The organism is Tabrizicola oligotrophica (assembly GCF_011008935.1).
Classification (GTDB): domain Bacteria; phylum Pseudomonadota; class Alphaproteobacteria; order Rhodobacterales; family Rhodobacteraceae; genus Tabrizicola_A; species Tabrizicola_A oligotrophica.
On the sequence record NZ_JAAIVJ010000016.1, the window covers coordinates 18,776 to 33,013 of the forward strand.

Sequence of the window (14,238 nt, forward strand, 5' to 3'; positions counted from 1 at the left end):
CAGGCTCCGTCGTGACCGCCCGCAGGCGTCGGCGTTTCGGAAAGGGTTGGTCGGGCTGTCCTGACACGGGCAAGTCCGCCACCCGCAGCGAAGGTGGCCGATACTGGCACAAAGACGACGGAGACCCCAAATGCGCCCCCGACTGAAAACCTCAGGGACACCGCCGGATCATAGCACAAAGGCCGGCCGCTCGCCACAGATTTGGCTGCGGCGCGGGGTCAGGCGCCCCCCGTGCCGGCACCTGGCATCAGCCCAGCCGGTCCTTGATACGCGGCCCGACCGCGCCGAAATCCATCTGGCCGGTGTATTTCGCCTTCAGCACGCCCATCACCTTGCCCATGTCGCGGATCGAGCTTGCCCCGACCTCGGCTACGGCGGCGGCAATCGCGGCCTCCACTTCGGCCGCATCCAGCTGGCGCGGCAGGAACTCTTCGATGACCTTGATTTCGGCCTGTTCCTTTTCTGCCAGTTCCAGCCGCCCGCCCTCTTCATAGGCGCGCGCCGATTCCTGGCGCTGCTTCACCATGCGGCCAAGCACCGCGAGAATATCGGCCTCGGCGATCTCTTCCGGCCCGCCGTCGCCGCGGCTGGCGATGTCGCGGTCCTTGATGGCGGCATTGACAAGCCGCAGCGTCGACAGACGGTCGGCCGCCTTGGCCTTCATCGCCTCTTTCAGGGCGGTTTGCAGCTGGTCGCGCAGAGACATCGGTGTTCCATCCCCATGGAATTCAAAGTCCGCGCACCATATCGTGAAGGCGGGCGCAGCGCAACCAGCCTGAATTTCCACAACGCATTGATATTCATGCAAAATTCCTTTTCCCGCAAAGCCTTGACCCCGGCCCGCTTGGCCCTTAGGTTCCGGCAAATTTGCCTGAAGGGAGTCGCCGCCATGCCCACCCCGTCCAACAGCCCCCAGAAACCCACGGCCTGCATCGCATTGGCCGATGGCTCGGTATTCTATGGCCGCGGCTTTGGCGCGACCGGCGAGACGGTGGCGGAACTGGTGTTCAACACCGCGATGACCGGCTATCAGGAGATCATGACCGACCCCAGCTATGCAGGCCAGGTCGTGACCTTCACCTTCCCCCATATCGGCAACACCGGCACCACCGACGAGGATGACGAAACCGCCGATCCCGTCGCCGCCGGCATGGTGGTGAAATGGGATCCGACAGAGCCGTCCAACTGGCGCGCAACGCAGGATCTGGAGGGCTGGCTGGCCCGGAAAGGCCGCATCGGCGTCGGCGGCGTCGACACCCGCCGGCTGACCCGCGCCATTCGCCAGCAGGGTGCGCCGCATGTGGCGCTGGCCCACAGCCCCGACGGCAAGTTCGACCTTGAGGCGCTGGTCGCCAAGGCCCGCGCCTGGAAAGGCCTTGTCGGGCTTGATCTGGCCAAGGAAGTCTCCTGCAGCCAGTCCTATGTCTGGGACGAGATGCGCTGGGCCTGGCCCGAGGGGTACTCCCGGCGCAGCGGCCCCGGCTTCAAGGTGGTGGCCGTCGATTATGGCGCCAAGCGCAACATCCTGCGCTGCCTTGCGTCGGTCGGCTGCGACGTGGTGGTGTTGCCCGCCACCGCCACCGCCGAAGAGGTGTTGGCGCACAAGCCCGAGGGCGTGTTCCTGTCGAACGGCCCGGGCGACCCGGCCGCGACCGGCGAATATGCCGTGCCGATGATCCAGGGCGTGCTGCAGGCCGATCTGCCCTTGTTCGGCATCTGTCTTGGCCATCAGATGCTGGCGCTGGCGCTTGGCGCCCAGACCCGCAAGATGAGCCACGGCCACCATGGAGCAAACCATCCGGTCAAGGACGTGACCACGGGCAAGGTGGAAATCACCTCGATGAACCATGGCTTTACAGTCGACACCGCCACGCTGCCGGCGGGTGTGATCGAAACCCATGTCTCGCTGTTCGATGGTACGAATTGCGGGATCGCGGTCGAAGGCAAGCCGATCTATTCGGTGCAGCACCACCCCGAGGCGTCGCCCGGCCCGCAGGACAGCTTCTATCTGTTCGAACGCTTTGCCGAGGCGATGCGCGCGCGCCGCGCGGCCTGAGCGGCCGATCCTGCGCTGATCGGCATTAACCTGCCATTAACCCTTCTTGCCCAGAGTGATCTGGCGTGAAGGAGGGTTCATGGCCAGCGTCATCGCCTTGCGGCCTGCGGTCACTGACCCCGCCCAACCACCCTCGCGGGCGGATGCCTTGGCGCAGGCTCTTCTGGCCGACGCGCAGGTTGCGCCCCATGCCATGATCGAGGCGCTGCGCCTGCATCGCGCGCGCGGCGGGCGCTTTGCCGATCTTCTTCTGGCGCGCGGGCTGGTGGCAGAGGACGCGCTGTTCCGGGCCATGGCGCAGGTGTGGCAGGTCGCGCTGCTCGACACTGCCTCGCTGCGCCCTGATGCCCGGCTGATCGACGCCTTCGGTGCAGTCGATTGCATGGCGTTGCACGTCCTGCCCTGCCGCGTGGTGGGGGGCGGCACGCTGGTCGCCACTGCGTACCCGGAAGATTTCCACCGCCACCGCCCGCGGCTGGAGGCGCTTTTCGGCCCGGTCCTGATGGTCCTTGCCCCGCGCGCCGTGATCGAGGCGGCCCTTCTCGGGGCCCGCGGCGCCGGTCTTGCCCGGCTTGCCGAAACCCGTGTGGCGCTGCCCGACAGTTGCCGCAGCTATCGCGCCGATGCCTACCGGCTGCCGGCGGCGTTGCTTGCGCTGCTCCTGACGCTGGCCGCCGTTTCATGGCCCGCCCAGGCGTCGCTGGCGGTCACACTTCTTGCGCTGCTGTCCGGCATGGCCTTTACCGGGCTGAAGATGGCAGCCCTTGTCGGCGCGCTGCGCCACCGTGCCGAGCCGCCGGCCCCGCTGATTGCGCGCCTGCCCATCGTTTCGGTCATGGTGGCGCTTTACCGCGAGGCGAACATTGCCCCCCGGCTGGTCAAGCGTCTGGGAAAACTGGACTATCCGCAAGAGCTGCTGGATGTGCTGCTGGTGGTCGAGGCCGATGACCAGCTGACCCGCGCCGCGCTCGACCGGGCCGAGTTGCCGGGCTGGATGCGGGTTGTGGTGGTGCCGGATGGCACGGTGAAAACCAAGCCGCGGGCGCTGAACTTTGCGCTCGACCATTGCCGGGGCAGCATTGTCGGGGTCTACGACGCCGAAGATGCGCCCGAGCCCGACCAGATCCGCAGGGTCGTTGACCGGTTCCACTCCCGCGGGCCGGATCTGGCCTGCCTGCAAGGCCGGCTTGATTTCTACAATCCGCGCGTCAACTGGTTCTCGCGCTGTTTCACCATCGAATATGCCGCGTGGTTCCGGCTTTTGTTGCCGGGGATCGAGCGGCTGGGGCTGGCGGTGCCTTTGGGCGGCACCACGCTGTTCTTTCGCCGGGCGGTGCTGGAAAGCCTTGGCCGCTGGGACGCGCACAATGTCACCGAGGATGCCGATCTTGGCATGCGGATCGCCCGGCGCGGCTATCGGACGGAACTTCTCGACACCACCACCTATGAAGAGGCCAATTGCCGGCCGCGCTCCTGGGTCAAGCAACGCTCACGCTGGATCAAGGGCTTCATGATGACATGGCTGACCCATATGCGAGATCCGCGGCTGCTGTGGCGCGAGCTGGGGCCGCGCAAGTTTCTGGGTTTTCAGCTTCTGCTCGCCGGATCGGTGCTGCACGCGCTGCTGGCGCCCGTGCTGTGGAGCTTCTGGCTCTTGCCCTTTGGCCTGCCCCACCCGGTGGTGGCGATCCTGCCCGACGCGGCCTTCACCGCGCTGTTGTCGGGTTTCCTGCTGATCGAGGCCAGCCTGATCGCCTTTGGCATCGCAGGGCTGGCGCGCACTGGGCACCGGTTGTCGCCGCTCTGGGTGCCGACGATGGTGTTTTACTACCCGCTCGCCACCCTTGCCGCCTACAAGGCCGCCTGGGAAATGCTGGTCCAGCCGTTCTACTGGGACAAGACCGCGCATGGCGAGTTCGACCAGATGGGTTAGCGGGTCCTCAACTCGCCCGCGTCCACCCGCAGGCGGGTCTCGAAAGCCTTGGAAATATGGGATTTCAGCGCCTGATAGGCCGCCTCGCCGTCATGGGCTTCGATGGCGCTGACGATCTGGTCATGCTCGCCCAAGGCCACCTCGTCGCGGCCTTCGGCGGCAAAGGAGGTGTTGGCCATCAGCGCCATAGACCGATGCACAAGGTCCAGTTGCTGCACGAGAAAGCGGTTGTGGCTGGCCAGATGGATCAGCCGGTGGAACCGCTTGTTGGCACGCGAAAGCGCACGGGGGTCGCCGCCGATCAGGGCACGATCATCTTCGACCATGCCGCGCAGCACCCGGATTTCCTCATCCGTGGCATGACGGGCCGCCAGCCGCGCCGCCAACCCCTCCAGCTCGGTCCGCACGGTGTAAAGCTCGGCCAGTTGATTATGGTCCAGCGAGGCCACGATCAGGCTGCGGCCGTCGCGCGTCAGCATGCCTTGGGTTTCCAGCCGCTGCAGCGCCTCGCGCACCGGCGTGCGACTGACCCCCAGGCGTTCGGCCAGTTCCGATTCGACCAGCCGGTCGCCGGGTTTGAAATCCCCGCGCTCGATGGCCTCAAGGATCAGCGTGTAGGCGTCTTTCTGCACAGGCAGCCCTCCAGTTCCGGGGGGCGACACTAGCGGCTTTCGCGCGGCAATCAACCCGGCCAATTGCCGCCCCCAATTGCCGCCCCTTCCGGCCCGCGCTAGGATGCAGCCATGGCCAGGCAACAATTCCACCACGTCACCACCTGGGTCTTCGACCTGGACAACACGCTTTACCCGCCGCGCTACCGGCTTTTCGACCAGATCGAGGTGCGGATGACCAACTGGGTCATGGCCGCGCTGAAGGTCAGCCGGGACGAGGCCAACCGCCTGCGCCAACATTATTGGCAAAGCTACGGCACCACCCTTGCCGGGCTGATGCGCGAACATGGCATCGACCCCGGCCCCTATCTGGCCGATGTGCATGACATCGACTTCGGCCTTCTGCCGCGCGACCCCGACCTTGCCGCCCGCCTCAAGGATCTGCCCGGCCGCCGCATCGTCTATACCAATGCTTGCGAGCCCTATGCCGTGAAGGTGCTGGAGGCGCGCGGGCTGTCGGGCCTGTTTGACGCGATCTATGGTGTCGAGCATGCGGGCTTTCACCCCAAGCCGGACCGCGCCGCCTTTGACACCGTCTTTGCGCTGGACGGGCTTGACCCCGCCCGCGCCGCGATGTTCGAGGATGACGCGCGCAACCTGATGGTGCCGCACATTCTGGGGATGCGCACCGTGCATGTCGCCCCTGCCCCCGCGCCGGACGATCACATCCATCACCACACCGACGATCTGGCCGCCTTCCTTGCCACCCTGACAACATGACGCAGGCCAAAGCCCCGCCTGCGGCAATCTGCGCGCTGTAAGCTGGATCTGAAAAGCACCATTTGACGGACACCATAACCGGAGTCCCAGATGTCTGTTTCCTCGACCCATCCCCGCCCGCTGCCGCTGATCGGCTGGATCGCCCGCGACATCGGCCGCGACGTGAACATCGTCTTCTACCTGCTGGCCATTGCGCTGACCGTGCTGGTGCTGGCGGTCAAGACCTGGGGGCTGGTCGCCCTGACGATGGCCGCCCTGCCGATGGTGCCGGTGATGTTCACCTTCTTCGTCTGGATTTCACTGCCCTGAGCAAGCTGCGGGCGGGATCGCGCCGTCATAGCTTGATGTCGTAGGTCGCCCATCTGGTCTTTTCCGCCACCCGGTCATACAGCGCGCGGGCGCGATAATTGTCCTCGGCGGTGATCCAGCGGATGACGGTCCAGCCCAGTTTGCGCCCCTCATCCGCGATGGCGGCGATCAGGGCGTCGGCGGCACCGGAGCCGCGCGCCGCGGGATCGACGAAAAGATCATCCAGAAACCCGCCGGTCGAGGCCGACAGCGGGCGCGCGAAGGGACGGAAATGGGCAAGGCCGATGAGGCGGCCCTGATGCTCGGCTACAAGGCCCCGGGTCTGGTGCGAGGGGTCGAACAGCCAGGTCCAGACGGTTGCGCGCATTTCGGGGGTCTGGGCCACCTTGTAGAAGGCGGCATAGCCGGCATAAAGCCGTTCCCAGTCCGGGCGGTCGGCGGCAACGGGGGGGCGGATCAGCATGGGTAAAGTCCCTTTTCCCCGCACTCTGTCCTTGCGCTTGCAGGCGGGCCAGTGCCAGTTTCGCGAGGCCGATAGGGCCATCGGGGGCGTTCCATGCGGCTTTTGTCCTTCAACATCCAATACGGTTTCGGCGCGGACGGGGTCTATGACCTGACCCGCGCGGCGCAGGTCATCGCGGCGGCCGACATCGCCTGCTTGCAAGAGGTGGACCGTCACTGGTCGCGCAGCGGGTTTGACGATCAGCCTGCGCGACTGGAGGCGTTGTTGCCCGACCGTTACACCGTCTTCGGGCCGGGGTTTGACATGGACGCCTCGCGGATCGAGGGCGGCCGCGTGGTCAACCGCCGCCGCCAGTTCGGCCCGATGATCGTCTCGCGCTGGAAGATCCTGTGGAGCCGCCTGCACCTCTTGCCGCTGGCGGCGATGATCGAGCCGATCAACACGCAGACCTGCGCGCTGGAGGCCTGCATTGCCGCGCCCTGCGGTCCCTTGCGTGTGGTTTCGGTGCATCTGGCGCATGTCGGAGTGGCCGAACGTCTGGCGCAGATCGCGGCGCTGCGGGCCGCGTTGCCGACGGTTGGCCCCTGGTCGGGCACCGATGACGAGCCGGCGCGAAACTGGACCGAGGGACAGGACGAGCCGCCCTGCCCGGCACCAATGCTCTGGATGGGGGATTTCAACTGCGAACCCGGCAGCGCCGAATACCGCGCCATTGTCGGCGAGACCCCCTACCACCCCGGCGCGCGCTATCGCGGGGCGATGGTGGATGCCGCGGCGGGTCTGGGTCTGCACAGTCATGAAAAGATCATCGCCGGCGCGCTGCGGCGCCGGCAGCTTGACCATATCTTCCTCGACGCCGCGCTGGCGCCGCGCCTGACGCGGGTCTGGACCGAGACGGACTGCCCGGCCTCGGACCACTTTCCACTCTGGGCCGTGATCGACCTTTAGGCGCCGCGCGCCGGTCTGGCGGCGGGAGCCTCCGGCGGGGATATTTATGTCCAGCATGAAAGGCCTTGCGGGGCGGGGTTGACTTCCCCGCGCGGCACGGGGTTGATGCGGCAGTATTCCCTGGCGGCCCGATGAGCAGTTCCGGCGATCCTCTGTCCACACTCCCTCCCGATCTCGGCGATGCCGAGGTATCGGCGCTGCTGGCGCGGCATTACGGTCTTGCCGGGCCGTTGCGGCGGCTGACCTCGGAGCGCGACCTGAACCTGCGGCTGGAAGCCGGGGGGCGGCGCTATGTGGTGAAATTCGCCAACCGGGCCGAGCCACGGGCGGTGACGGACTTCCAGACTGCAGCGCTGATGCATCTGGAGGGCAAGGGGTTGCCTGTGCCGCAGGTGATCCGTTCGACAGCTGGCGCAAGCGAGATCGAGACGCCGGATGGCCTGCTGCGGGTGCTGACCTATCTTGAGGGCATGCCGTTGCACATGGCGCCGAGGACAGCAGCCCAGCGCGGCGCGGCGGGGGCCATGGCGGCGCGGATTTCGTTGGGTCTGCAAGGGTTTGACCATCCGGGCGCCGATCATGCGCTGCAATGGGACATCCGGCGGGCAAGCGCGCTGCGGCCGTTGCTGCCCCATGTGCCGGACGATCTGCGCGGGCTTTGCAGCGCGACGCTGGACCGTTTCGACGCCGAGGTCTTTCCCCGGCTGGCCGATTGCCGCTGGCAGGTGGTGCATAACGACCTGAACCCGCACAACGTGCTGGTGGACGCGACCGACCCCGACCGCATTACGGGGGTGCTGGATTTCGGCGACATGGTGCGCACGCCTTTGGTCTGCGATCTGGGGGTGGCGGCGTCATATCAGATTGACCCGCGGGCCCCGTTGGACAGCCTTGTGGCGTTCACCGCCGCCTATCACCGCCTCCTGCCGCTGACCGCGCCGGAGCTGGGTCTGGTCGCCGATCTCACCGCCGTGCGGATGCTGACGACGCTGTGCATCACCTCGTGGCGCGCGGCGAAATACCCCGAGAATGCCGCCTATATCCTGCGGAATTTCCCCTCAGCCCGCGCGGGGCTGCTGGCGCTTGCCGCCCTGCCCCGCGACGATGTGACAAGGGCGCTGTCGCGCGCCTGCCCGATGGAGTGACCAATGTCCGACGCTGCCCAGATGCCCGGCACCATGCCCAACGCCTATGTCGCGGGCAAAGGCAATCTTTCTGAAGCCGATCAGGCGCTTGTGGCGCGGCGGGCGCAGGCCCTGGGCCCGGCCTACCGGCTGTTCTATGAAACTCCGGTGCATCTGGTGCGGGGCGAGGGCGTCTGGCTTTATGACACGGCAGGCAAGGCCTATCTCGACACCTACAACAATGTCGCCTCGGTCGGGCATTGCCACCCGCATGTGGTGGCGGCGATGGCGCGGCAGGCGGGGGTGTTTGCCAGCCATACCCGCTATCTGCACGAGGGGGTGCTGAGCTATGCCGAGCGGCTTCTGGCGCATTTTCCGGCCGCGCTTGCCCATGTGATGTTCACCTGCACCGGGTCGGAGGCCAATGATCTGGCGTTCCGCATCGCCCGCGCCCATACTGGCGGGACGGGATTCATCGTGACGGAAAACGCTTATCACGGTGTGACTTATGCGATTGCGGGCATGTCGCCGTCGCTGGGATCTGGGGTGGATCTGGGCGCGGATGTGCGGGTGGTTCCGGCGCCGGACACCGGGCCGGAGGCGGGCGCGCGGTTTGCCGCCGGAGTGCAGGCGGCGATTGCCGATCTGCAGCGTCACGGGATCAGGCCGGCGGCGTTGATCGTGGATACGGTGTTTTCGTCAGACGGGGTCTACACCGATCCGGCGGGGTTCCTTGCCCCGGCGGTGGCGGCGATCCGCGCAGCCGGGGGCCTGTTCATCGCCGACGAGGTGCAGCCCGGTTTCGGCCGCACCGGCGCGGCGATGTGGGGGTTCCAGCGCCACGGACTGCTGCCGGACATGGTGTCGCTGGGCAAGCCGATGGGCAACGGCTATCCGGTCGCCGGGCTGGTGATGCAGCCGCGGGTGATCGAGGCTTTCGGGTCGAAGGCGCGGTATTTCAACACCTTCGGCGGCAATGCCGTGGCGGCAGCGACGGCGATGGCGGTGCTGGAAGTCATTGAAACCGAAGGGCTTATGGACAACTGCGCCAAGGTCGGGGCGGTCTTTGCCGAGGGGCTGCGCGGGCTGGCCAAGACCCATGCCGCCTTGGGCGAGTTGCGGGCGGCGGGGCTGTTTCTGGGGCAGGACATCGTCGATGCCGAGGGCCGTCCGGATGCTGCAAGGGCCGGACAGATCGTCAACCGGCTGCGCGAGGCCGGGGTGCTGATCTCGGCCACCGGGCCGAAGGGCCATGTGCTGAAGATCCGCCCGCCGATGGTGTTCAGCGCGGAAAACGTGGCCTGTTTCCTCGACAGGCTGGAAGGCGTGCTGAAACAGGGGTAATCGCCCGCGTTTCGCGGAAGCTCGGCGTCTGGCGGGCGCAGGATTGGCTGCCCACGGGTCGCCGGACCACCAAAGCCCCGGTTGAGCGCGCGGGCCGGGCCGGGTAGACTGGCGGCACAAGCGCCCGGCCTTTGCCGGGCCTGCTGCGAGGACGCCGCCATGCGAGAGCTTGTCCTGACAGAAGATCACGTCGCGCGGGCGACACGGGTCATTCCCGAAACTCCGGCCAGCACGATCTACACCCGCGCCGGTGACGCGGATTTTGCCCGGCGCACGGCGCGGGTGCTGGCCAGCCGGCCGAAAGGCCCGTTTCTGGTCTTCGCCTATGGCTCGCTCTTGTGGAACCCGACCTTCGAGTCGGTGGCCCGCCATGCCGCTGTCGCCCCGGGCTGGCACCGGCAGTTCTGCATCGAGATCTTCGGCTTTCGCGGCACGCCGGACGTGCCCGGCCTGATGATGGCACTGATGGCCGGAGGAAGCTGCAGCGGTGTGGCGCTGGAGGTGGCCGAGGCCGACGTGGGCGAGGTCGTGGACGGGCTCGTGCGCCGCGAGACGCCGATGGTCGACCATGAAGATGACTGGCGCTGGATCACAGTGGATACGCTGCGCGGCAAGGCCAATGCGCTGGTGTTCTGGGCCGGACCGACCGGGCCGGCCATTCGCCCGCGTCTGCCGCTGGAGACGGTGGCGCGGCAACTGGCGCTGGCCTGCGGCTATCGCGGCTCGGGCGCGGAATATCTGCGCAACACGGTCTTGTCGCTGGAGCAACACGGCATTCGCGACCGCAATCTGTGGTGCTTGCAGCGGCTGGTCGCGGCCGAGATCGACCGGCATTATCCGGCCGGCGCCGAAACGGGTTCGGGCCGGGCCGCCGGGGCTTAACTGTCCTGCCCGCCCTCGCCGGCGCGCTGGAACCACAGAATGATGGCCTCGCGCTCCTCGGATTCCATGAAACTCAGGTTTGCGGGCGGCATGGCGTGGGTGATGCCGGCCTGCAGGTAGATGCGGCGGGCCTCATGGGCGATCTGGGCGGGGGTTTCGAGGACGATGCCCTTCGGCGGCCAGGCAAGCCCGTCCCAGGACGGTTCGGCAGCGTGGCACATCGAACAGCGTCCCTGCACGATGCCGACCACATCATCAAAGCCCTGCGCCGAGGCATAGCGCAGGGCGGCCCCGTCCAGCGCGGCCTCCTGCGGCTGGGTGCGCAGGGCGGCGGTGGAAAGCCACGCGGTGAGAAGGAACAGCACGACCGTCAGGCCAAGCGTCCAATGCGGGTTGCCCTTGCGGGCGTGGCGGGAGTTGAACCAGTGCCGGATGGTGACGCCCATCAGGAACACGAGGCTGGCGATGACCCAGTTGTACTTGGTCGCAAACACCAGCGGGTAGTGGTTCGACAGCATCAGGAACACGACGGGCAAGGTCAGATAGTTGTTGTGGGTGGAGCGCTGCTTGGCGATCTTGCCGTATTTCGGATCAGGCGCCCGGCCGGCGATCAGGTCGGCCACCACCACGCGCTGATTGGGCATGATGATGAAGAACACATTGGCCGTCATGATGCTGGCGGTAAACGCCCCCAGATGCAGCATGGCGGCGCGGCCCGAAAAGACCTGCGTGTAAAACCACGCCATGCCGACAAGGACGACAAACAGCGCCGCCATCAGCGCCGTCTGGTTGGCGTTCACGAAACCCTTGCATAGCGTGTTGTAGGCCACCCAGCCGAAGGCGAGCGAGGCCATGGACAGCGCGATGGCCTGAACCTGCGACAGCTCCAGCACCGCCGGGTCGATCAGGTAGAACTCGGCCCCGAGGTAATAGACCAGCGCCAGCATGGCGAAACCGGAAAGCCAGGTCATGTAGCTTTCCCATTTGAACCAGACCAGGTGGTCGGGCATCTGGGCAGGCGCGACCAGATATTTCTGGATGTGGTAAAACCCGCCGCCATGGACCTGCCATTCCTCGCCATCGGCCCCGGACGCCAGATTGCGGTCACGATGCAACCCAAGGTCCAGCGCAATGAAATAGAAGGACGACCCGATCCAGGCGATGGCGGTGACGACATGCAGCCAGCGCACGGCCAGTTCCAGCCATTCGCCCAAGACCATCCAGTCATACATCGCCCTGCCCTCCCTGATGATGCGAAAGGCTATACCGGCAGACACCTTTCTGTTAATCCGGCAAATGGCAGATCACTTTCAAACAGTCCGCGAAAATCGGAGCCGGTGGCAATGTCCTATGTGAACAACATCCGCATGTTCGTGCGGGTTTTCGAGCTTGGCAGCATGTCGGCTGCGGCGCGCGACCAGCGCACCTCGCCCGCCGTCGCCTCGGCGCGGATTTCGGAACTGGAAAAGCATCTGGGGGTGCGGCTGTTCTCGCGCACCACGCGGTCCTTGCAACCCACGGAAAACGGCCGGATTTTCTATGAGGGCGCCCGCAAGGTGCTGGAGGCGATCGACGATGCCGAAGCCGCCGTGATGGATGTCACGCAAAACCCGCGCGGCACGATCTTTGTCTCGGCGCCCCTAGGGGTCGGTCGCCGCTTCATCGCGCCGCATGTGCCGGCCTTCAAGGATCTTTACCCGCAGATCGACGTGCGGCTGCGGCTGTCGGACCGGCTGATCGACGTCACGGCCGAGGGGCTGGACGTGGCCTTCCATCTGGGGGTGCTGGAGGATTCGACGCTGAAGGTGCGGCTGATCGCCGATTGCCCGCGCGTGCTGTGTGCCGCACCCGCCTATATTGCCCGGCGCGGCATGCCGGCCGACGGGGCGGCGCTGATCGGCGACAAGCATGACTGCCTGAACCTGCGCTTTCCCGGCGCCAAGGAATTCCAGTGGACCTTGCAGACCGCCGACGGGCCGCGGCGGTTCGAAATCTCGGGCCCGTTCGAAAGCGACGATGGCGATGTGCTGACCGGCTGGGCGCTGGACGGGCGCGGCATCGTGATGAAGCCGATCTTCGAGGTGGCGGGGCATTTGCGCTCGGGCGCGCTGGTGCCGGTGGCCACCGCAACGCCGCCCCTGCCGACGCAGCTTTCCAGCCTGTCGCAACATCGGCGGCTGAAAGACCCCAAGGTCAAGCTGTTCACCGATTTCATCGCCGGCCATATCCGCGAGGCCATCCGGCGGGAAAGCGATGGCGAGGCCGCCGCGCCAGCCTGAGCGCGGCAGCTCCCGGGTTCAGGCAAAGACGAAGTCCGAGGCGTCGATCGCCGTATGGGCCATGTTCCTGACCAGAATGACCACGTTGGCAAAGCTGACGCGGACATCGGCGCCGACATCCGCCACGCTGATATCGGCAAAGCTCGCCGCGCCCGAAGCGATCTCGAAGCGGTCGATGCCATCCTGGAAGTCACGCAGCGTGTCGCTGCCATCGCCGCGCGAGAAGAGGAACCGGTCGGCGCCGGTGCCGCCGAACAGATGGTCATTGCCGGTGCCGCCATCCAGCCGGTCCGCCCCGCCGTTGCCGATCAGCCGGTCGGCGCCGCCATTCGTGCTGATGCGGTTGTTGCCCGCGCTGCCGATCACGCGGTCGGCCCCGGCGCCGGTGGTGACATGCTCGATCGAACCCAGCGTGTCGGTGCCCATGCCGATTGCCGTGCCAAGGCGCAGGTTCACCTCCATGTCCTGCGCGGCGGAGGACAGGAACTCGGCCCGGTCCAGACCGTCACCGCCGGCCAACAGATCATTGCCCGCCCCGCCGTTCAGCAGGTCATCCCCGATGCCGCCAAACAGCCGGTCGGCCCCGAAGTCGCCATAGAGCCTGTCATTGCCGGACTGGCCCAGCAGGCTGTCATTGCCGGCATTGCCATAAAGCACATCGCCCGTGCCCATCCCCTGAGCCGTGTCATTGCCCGCCAGACCGAACCAGATGTCGCGCCGGGTGGTTCCGACAAAGCTGTCAGCGGCGGTGGTGCCAAAGCCCGAGGGCGTGCCGTCCTGCAGGAAGAATTGCCAGACCCCGGTGACGCCCAGATTGCCATCCTGACTGTCAAGGTTGAGCATCGCAGCCTGGCTGCCCGAGGACGGCAGCTCGAAATAGGTGCCGCCGAGCGTGAACCCGGCCCGTGCAACATTGCCCCCTAGCCCCCCCGTTCCCCCCGAGGAGTCGCCGGTCGTCCAGCTGACCGCGCTGTAGCGGAAGATGATCTCGACAGCCCCCGCGCCACGGTCGATCAGCTCCAGCTGGAACGTGTTCAGCAAGTCGGTATGCCCGTTGAAATATCCGACCTGATTCCAGGTAAAGGCGATGCTGTCGCGGCCGGGCTTGAAATCCCAGAACACCCCGTCGTTCACGCCGGGCACATCGACGCTGGTGTCCACATCGGCCCAATAGGGCGCGATGATGTTCAGCCCGGTGTTGCCGCCGATCACGCCCGGCGTGAAGGTCGACAGCGGAATGCCGAAACTGATGTTGCCGTTGTTGTTGAGATACAGCGAGGTGAAGGTCTGCCCGCCGATCACGATGCCGTCCTCGAAGATCGCCGCGATGTTGATGGCCGTCGACGAGCCGTCGTCACTGCGCGTCAGCATGTTGTCGCCAAAGGCGAGAGGATCGCTGCTGGAGACAGGGGTATAACCGGGTATCGCCATGAGTGCCGTTCCTCAAATGCCCGGCAGGCGGAGCAGGCAACCCGCAGCGCGCCCCTTGCGCGGTCGGGCCGCCCTGAC

At 66.5% G+C, this 14,238-nt stretch carries 14 protein-coding genes; 9 read left to right on the top strand and 5 right to left on the bottom strand.

Translation table 11 applies throughout. The annotated features are described in order from the left end of the window. Positions 1-247: 247 nt before the first annotated feature. Positions 248-706: a GatB/YqeY domain-containing protein gene (locus G4Z14_RS16780; protein ID WP_164627797.1), complete on the bottom strand. Its 459-nt coding sequence runs from the start codon at positions 704-706 to the stop codon at positions 248-250. 183 nt (positions 707-889) lie between these two features. Here G4Z14_RS16780 and carA point away from each other — a divergent pair, with 183 nt between their 5' ends. Then, a complete protein-coding gene (gene carA, locus G4Z14_RS16785; RefSeq protein WP_164627799.1) occupies positions 890-2,056 on the top strand; it encodes a glutamine-hydrolyzing carbamoyl-phosphate synthase small subunit in 1,167 nt (388 codons plus the stop codon). 79 nt (positions 2,057-2,135) lie between these two features. After that, positions 2,136-3,989 (top strand): glycosyltransferase family 2 protein, encoded by a 1,854-nt coding sequence (locus G4Z14_RS16790; protein ID WP_164627801.1) that lies wholly within the window; start codon positions 2,136-2,138, stop codon positions 3,987-3,989. Here the strand turns inward: G4Z14_RS16790 and G4Z14_RS16795 are convergent. Beyond that, positions 3,986-4,621, bottom strand: a complete 636-nt coding sequence (locus tag G4Z14_RS16795) for a GntR family transcriptional regulator (protein ID WP_164627802.1) — start codon at positions 4,619-4,621, stop codon at positions 3,986-3,988. The genes G4Z14_RS16790 and G4Z14_RS16795 overlap by 4 nt on opposite strands. Before the next feature lie 111 nt (positions 4,622-4,732). Here G4Z14_RS16795 and G4Z14_RS16800 point away from each other — a divergent pair, with 111 nt between their 5' ends. Together G4Z14_RS16800 and G4Z14_RS16805 are read left to right on the top strand one after the other, a co-directional pair. After that, positions 4,733-5,380: a pyrimidine 5'-nucleotidase gene (locus tag G4Z14_RS16800; protein ID WP_164627804.1), complete on the top strand. Its 648-nt coding sequence runs from the start codon at positions 4,733-4,735 to the stop codon at positions 5,378-5,380. 90 nt (positions 5,381-5,470) lie between these two features. Beyond that, the gene (locus tag G4Z14_RS16805) at positions 5,471-5,689 is read left to right on the top strand and encodes a hypothetical protein (RefSeq protein ID WP_164627805.1); all 219 of its coding nucleotides are present in this window, start codon (positions 5,471-5,473) and stop codon (positions 5,687-5,689) included. Between the two features lie 25 nt (positions 5,690-5,714). On the opposite strand, the gene G4Z14_RS16810 is transcribed toward G4Z14_RS16805, so the two are convergent. Then, a complete protein-coding gene (locus G4Z14_RS16810; RefSeq protein ID WP_164627807.1) occupies positions 5,715-6,152 on the bottom strand; it encodes a GNAT family N-acetyltransferase in 438 nt (145 codons plus the stop codon). Between the two features lie 93 nt (positions 6,153-6,245). Here G4Z14_RS16810 and G4Z14_RS16815 point away from each other — a divergent pair, with 93 nt between their 5' ends. The 4 genes from G4Z14_RS16815 (at position 6,246) to G4Z14_RS16830 (ending at position 10,450) form a co-directional block, all read left to right on the top strand. Then, entirely contained in the window at positions 6,246-7,100 is an 855-nt protein-coding gene (locus G4Z14_RS16815) for an endonuclease/exonuclease/phosphatase family protein (RefSeq protein WP_164627809.1), read from the top strand. A gap of 131 nt (positions 7,101-7,231) precedes the next feature. Beyond that, positions 7,232-8,245, top strand: a complete 1,014-nt coding sequence (locus tag G4Z14_RS16820; protein ID WP_164627811.1) for a phosphotransferase — start codon at positions 7,232-7,234, stop codon at positions 8,243-8,245. Between the two features lie 3 nt (positions 8,246-8,248). Beyond that, the gene (locus G4Z14_RS16825) at positions 8,249-9,568 is read left to right on the top strand and encodes an aspartate aminotransferase family protein (protein WP_227751828.1); all 1,320 of its coding nucleotides are present in this window, start codon (positions 8,249-8,251) and stop codon (positions 9,566-9,568) included. A 159-nt stretch (positions 9,569-9,727) separates the two neighbouring features. Next, positions 9,728-10,450, top strand: a complete 723-nt coding sequence (locus tag G4Z14_RS16830) for a gamma-glutamylcyclotransferase (protein WP_164627812.1) — start codon at positions 9,728-9,730, stop codon at positions 10,448-10,450. Here the strand turns inward: G4Z14_RS16830 and G4Z14_RS16835 are convergent. Next, positions 10,447-11,682, bottom strand: a complete 1,236-nt coding sequence (locus G4Z14_RS16835) for a urate hydroxylase PuuD (protein ID WP_164627814.1) — start codon at positions 11,680-11,682, stop codon at positions 10,447-10,449. The genes G4Z14_RS16830 and G4Z14_RS16835 overlap by 4 nt on opposite strands. A gap of 111 nt (positions 11,683-11,793) precedes the next feature. On the opposite strand from G4Z14_RS16835, the gene G4Z14_RS16840 reads away from it, so the two are divergent. Next, positions 11,794-12,729, top strand: a complete 936-nt coding sequence (locus G4Z14_RS16840) for a LysR family transcriptional regulator (protein ID WP_164627816.1) — start codon at positions 11,794-11,796, stop codon at positions 12,727-12,729. An 18-nt stretch (positions 12,730-12,747) separates the two neighbouring features. Here the strand turns inward: G4Z14_RS16840 and G4Z14_RS16845 are convergent, their stop codons facing one another. Further along, on the bottom strand, positions 12,748-14,160 hold the full coding sequence (locus G4Z14_RS16845; RefSeq protein ID WP_164627818.1) for a calcium-binding protein: 1,413 nt from the start codon (positions 14,158-14,160) through the stop codon (positions 12,748-12,750). Positions 14,161-14,238: the final 78 nt, after the last annotated feature.